Raw genomic sequence first — 5,567 nt, 5'->3', positions numbered from 1 at the left:
TTAGTGGAGGTGGGTATAGTTCGCTTTCTCCGCTGCTGACGCGGCAACGAAACGAAGCAAGACTGAGAAGTTTAGCGGGTTTCAGCGTTAGCGGCAATGCTCTTTAACAGAACAGATTACCGATAAGTGTGAGTGCGGCGACGCCTCACACTGATTCAAGAAGACAAGACATGATAGAAATATCGTACTTGTTAATTTCTTTGAAGCAGACCAGTAAGACTTCGGTCTTAAAGTATTAAAGCTAAGATTAAACATAAGAGTTTGATCCTGGCTCAGATTGAACGCTGGCGGCATGCTTTACACATGCAAGTCGAACGGCAGCATGGGGTGCTTGCACCCTGATGGCGAGTGGCGAACGGGTGAGTAACATATCGGAACGTACCGAGTAGTGGGGGATAACTGTCCGAAAGGATGGCTAATACCGCATACGATTTGAGAATGAAAGTGGGGGACCTTCGGGCCTCACGCTATTCGAGCGGCCGATATCTGATTAGCTAGTTGGTGGGGTAAAGGCCCACCAAGGCGATGATCAGTAGCGGGTCTGAGAGGATGATCCGCCACATTGGGACTGAGACACGGCCCAAACTCCTACGGGAGGCAGCAGTGGGGAATTTTGGACAATGGGGGCAACCCTGATCCAGCCATGCCGCGTGTCTGAAGAAGGCCTTCGGGTTGTAAAGGACTTTTGTTAGGGAAGAAAAGCTCATTAATAACACTAGTGAGTGCTGACGGTACCTAAAGAATAAGCACCGGCTAACTACGTGCCAGCAGCCGCGGTAATACGTAGGGTGCAAGCGTTAATCGGAATTACTGGGCGTAAAGCGAGCGCAGACGGTTATTTAAGTCGGATGTGAAATCCCCGAGCTCAACTTGGGACGTGCATTTGAAACTGGGTAACTAGAGTGTGTCAGAGGGAGGTAGAATTCCACGTGTAGCAGTGAAATGCGTAGAGATGTGGAGGAATACCGATGGCGAAGGCAGCCTCCTGGGATAACACTGACGTTCATGCTCGAAAGCGTGGGTAGCAAACAGGATTAGATACCCTGGTAGTCCACGCCCTAAACGATGACAATTAGCTGTTGGGGTACTTGATGCCTTAGTAGCGTAGCTAACGCGTGAAATTGTCCGCCTGGGGAGTACGGTCGCAAGATTAAAACTCAAAGGAATTGACGGGGACCCGCACAAGCGGTGGATGATGTGGATTAATTCGATGCAACGCGAAGAACCTTACCTGGTCTTGACATGTACGGAAGAATTTAGAGATAGATTTGTGCCTTCGGGAACCGTAACACAGGTGCTGCATGGCTGTCGTCAGCTCGTGTCGTGAGATGTTGGGTTAAGTCCCGCAACGAGCGCAACCCTTGTCATTAGTTGCTACCATTTAGTTGAGCACTCTAATGAGACTGCCGGTGACAAACCGGAGGAAGGTGGGGATGACGTCAAGTCCTCATGGCCCTTATGACCAGGGCTTCACACGTCATACAATGGTCGGTACAGAGGGTAGCCAAGCCGCGAGGTGGAGCCAATCTCAGAAAGCCGATCGTAGTCCGGATTGCACTCTGCAACTCGAGTGCATGAAGTCGGAATCGCTAGTAATCGCAGATCAGCATGCTGCGGTGAATACGTTCCCGGGTCTTGTACACACCGCCCGTCACACCATGGGAGTGGGGGATACCAGAATTGGGTAGGCTAACCTTCGGGGGGCCGCTTAACACGGTATGCTTCATGACTGGGGTGAAGTCGTAACAAGGTAGCCGTAGGGGAACCTGCGGCTGGATCACCTCCTTTCTAGAGAAAAAGAGTGCGAAGTCGCATTCACACTTATCGGTAAACTGATGTTAGATGCGAAGAAGTAGTAAGCGGAAGACCTGGGTTTGTAGCTCAGCTGGTTAGAGCACACGCTTGATAAGCGTGGGGTCGGAGGTTCAAGTCCTCCCAGACCCACCACTTAGTATGGCGAGCCTTGGGGGCATAGCTCAGTTGGTAGAGCACCTGCTTTGCAAGCAGGGGGTCATCGGTTCGATCCCGTTTGCCTCCACCAAGACTACTTTGGAAATCAAAACACACTTGTGGAAGTGTATTTTGATTTGCGAAGTAACGCATCGATCTTTAACAAATTGGAAAGCCGAAATCAACAAACAAAGAAGGTGTTGGTTTGGTACTTAAGGTTGCAACCGAAGGTACATTAAACAAACTGACAAAATATTTGGGTGATGATTGTATCGACTGATTAGCGAAAGACAAAAGGCGCTGATCAGTACAACCAAGCAGTAAGCTTTGTCAAAGTAGAGGCTTTAAGCGAATGACCAGTCAACGGGTAATGAGCGAAGTCAAAGAGGTTCTTGAAATGATAGAGTCAAGTGAATAAGTGCATCAGGTGGATGCCTTGGCGATGATAGGCGACGAAGGACGTGTAAGCCTGCGAAAAGCGCGGGGGAGTTGGCAATAGAGCTGTGATCCCGCGATGTCCGAATGGGGAAACCCACCGTATTCTGTACGGTATCCATGAGTGAATACATAGCTCATGAGAAGCGAACCTGGAGAACTGAACCATCTAAGTACCCAGAGGAAAAGAAATCAACCGAGATTGCGCAAGTAGTGGCGAGCGAACGCGTAAGAGCCTGTATGTGATAGCCGATGAGATAGAAGAACAAGCTGGGAAGCTTGGCCATAGTGGGTGATAGCCCCGTATTCGAAATTTCATTGGTGGTACTAAGCATACGAAAAGTAGGGCGGGACACGTGAAATCCTGTCTGAACATGGGGGGACCATCCTCCAAGGCTAAATACTCATCATCGACCGATAGTGAACCAGTACCGTGAGGGAAAGGCGAAAAGAACCCCGGGAGGGGAGTGAAATAGAACCTGAAACCTGATGCATACAAACAGTGGGAGCCTATTTATTGGGTGACTGCGTACCTTTTGTATAATGGGTCAACGACTTACATTCAGTAGCGAGCTTAACCGATTAGGGGAGGCGTAGGGAAACCGAGTCTTAATAGGGCGAATAGTTGCTGGGTGTAGACCCGAAACCGAGTGATCTATCCATGGCCAGGTTGAAGGTGCCGTAACAGGTACTGGAGGACCGAACCCACGCATGTTGCAAAATGCGGGGATGAGCTGTGGATAGGGGTGAAAGGCTAAACAAACTCGGAGATAGCTGGTTCTCCCCGAAAACTATTTAGGTAGTGCCTCGAGCAAGACACTGATGGGGGTAAAGCACTGTTATGGCTAGGGGGTCATTGCGACTTACCAACCCATGGCAAACTAAGAATACCATCAAGTGATTCCTCGGGAGACAGACATCGGGTGCTAACGTCCGGTGTCAAGAGGGAAACAACCCAGACCGCCAGCTAAGGTCCCAAATGACAGATTAAGTGGTAAACGAAGTGGGAAGGCCCAGACAGCCAGGATGTTGGCTTAGAAGCAGCCATCATTTAAAGAAAGCGTAATAGCTCACTGGTCGAGTCGTCCTGCGCGGAAGATGTAACGGGGCTCAAATCTGTAACCGAAGCTGCGGATGTCAGTTTACTGGCATGGTAGGGGAGCGTTCTGTAGGCCGATGAAGGTGCATTGTAAAGTGTGCTGGAGGTATCAGAAGTGCGAATGTTGACATGAGTAGCGATAAACAGGGTGAAAAGCCCTGTCGCCGAAAACCCAAGGTTTCCTACGCAACGTTCATCGGCGTAGGGTGAGTCGGCCCCTAAGGCAAGGCAGAGATGCGTAGTCGATGGGAAACAGGTTAATATTCCTGTACTTGATTCAAATGCGATGTGGGGACGGAGAAGGTTATGTCAGCGGCCTGTTGGAATAGGTCGTTTAAGCCGGTAGGTAGAACACTTAGGCAAATCCGGGTGTTTAATACCGAGAAGTGATGACGAGCGTCTACGGACGTGAAGTGACAGATACCACGCTTCCAGGAAAAGCCACTAAGCTTCAGTTTGAATCGAACCGTACCGCAAACCGACACAGGTGGGTAGGATGAGAATTCTAAGGCGCTTGAGAGAACTCAGGAGAAGGAACTCGGCAAATTGATACCGTAACTTCGGGAGAAGGTATGCCCCTTATGGTGAATGATTTACTCAGTAAGCCGTGAGGGGTCGCAGAGAATAGGTGGCTGCGACTGTTTAATAAAAACACAGCACTCTGCAAACACGAAAGTGGACGTATAGGGTGTGACGCCTGCCCGGTGCTGGAAGGTTAATTGAAGGGGTGAGAGCCCCGGATCGAAGCCCCAGTAAACGGCGGCCGTAACTATAACGGTCCTAAGGTAGCGAAATTCCTTGTCGGGTAAGTTCCGACCCGCACGAATGGCGTAACGATGGCCACACTGTCTCCTCCTGAGACTCAGCGAAGTTGAAATGGTTGTGAAGATGCAATCTCCCCGCTGCTAGACGGAAAGACCCCGTGAACCTTTACTGTAGCTTTGCATTGGACTTTGAAGTCACTTGTGTAGGATAGGTGGGAGGCTTAGAAGCAGGAACGCTAGTTCTTGTGGAGCCGACCTTGAAATACCACCCTGGTGACTTTGAGGTTCTAACCCGGATCCATTAACTGGATCGGGGACCGTGCATGGTAGGCAGTTTGACTGGGGCGGTCTCCTCCCAAAGAGTAACGGAGGAGTTCGAAGGTTACCTAGGTCCGGTCGGAAATCGGGCTGATAGTGCAATGGCAAAAGGTAGCTTAACTGCGAGACCGACAAGTCGAGCAGGTGCGAAAGCAGGACATAGTGATCCGGTGGTTCTGAATGGAAGGGCCATCGCTCAACGGATAAAAGGTACTCCGGGGATAACAGGCTGATTCCGCCCAAGAGTTCATATCGACGGCGGAGTTTGGCACCTCGATGTCGGCTCATCACATCCTGGGGCTGTAGTCGGTCCCAAGGGTATGGCTGTTCGCCATTTAAAGTGGTACGTGAGCTGGGTTTAAAACGTCGTGAGACAGTTTGGTCCCTATCTGCAGTGGGCGTTGGAAGTTTGACGGGGGCTGCTCCTAGTACGAGAGGACCGGAGTGGACGAACCTCTGGTGTACCGGTTGTCACGCCAGTGGCATAGCCGGGTAGCTAAGTTCGGAAGAGATAAACGCTGAAAGCATCTAAGCGTGAAACTCGCCTGAAGATGAGACTTCCCTGGAGATTTAATCTCCCTAAAGAGACGTTCGAGACCAGGACGTTGATAGGTCGGGTGTGGAAGAGTGGTAACACTTGGAGCTAACCGATACTAATTGCTCGTGAGGCTTGACTCTATCATTTGAAGGACTTCGCTGCGAAGGCAGCAAGTTTGAAAAGATAAAGCTTACTGATGCGATACGCATCACCAGTTGATTAGGTGTATAGATGGGATAGCTCATCTGTATACGACAAAGGCTTTCTGATTTGTACAGTTTAAGTTTGGCGGCCATAGAGAGTTGGTCCCACGCCTTCCCATCCCGAACAGGACCGTGAAACGACTCATCGCCGATGATAGTATGGTCTTTCCATGCGAAAGTAGGTCACCGCCAAACCCCCATTCCAGCCCCCTGACAGCAATGTCAGGGGGCTTTGCTTTGGGCATCTCATGCTTCTTGAA

General features: G+C 50.4%; 2 tRNA genes and 3 rRNA genes. All 5 read left to right on the top strand.

Annotation, left to right across the window (positions count from 1 at the left end):
• Positions 1 to 249: 249 nt before the first annotated feature.
• A 16S ribosomal RNA gene (locus tag A2F46_RS11315) occupies positions 250 to 1,788 on the top strand.
• A gap of 82 nt (positions 1,789 to 1,870) precedes the next feature.
• A tRNA-Ile gene (locus A2F46_RS11310) sits at positions 1,871 to 1,947 on the top strand.
• A gap of 18 nt (positions 1,948 to 1,965) precedes the next feature.
• Positions 1,966 to 2,041: transfer RNA gene (locus A2F46_RS11305), tRNA-Ala, on the top strand.
• 313 nt (positions 2,042 to 2,354) lie between these two features.
• A 23S ribosomal RNA gene (locus A2F46_RS11300) occupies positions 2,355 to 5,244 on the top strand.
• Positions 5,245 to 5,388: 144 nt separating this feature from the next.
• Positions 5,389 to 5,502 (top strand): 5S ribosomal RNA (rrf, locus tag A2F46_RS11295).
• The 16S, 23S and 5S rRNA genes sit together here with 2 tRNA genes alongside, the layout of an rRNA operon.
• Positions 5,503 to 5,567 lie beyond the last annotated feature (65 nt).

The sequence above is a fragment of the Snodgrassella sp. CFCC 13594 genome (genome assembly GCF_001590725.1).
Classification (GTDB): domain Bacteria; phylum Pseudomonadota; class Gammaproteobacteria; order Burkholderiales; family Neisseriaceae; genus Snodgrassella.
This window is presented reverse-complemented; position numbering and strand designations above follow the sequence as displayed.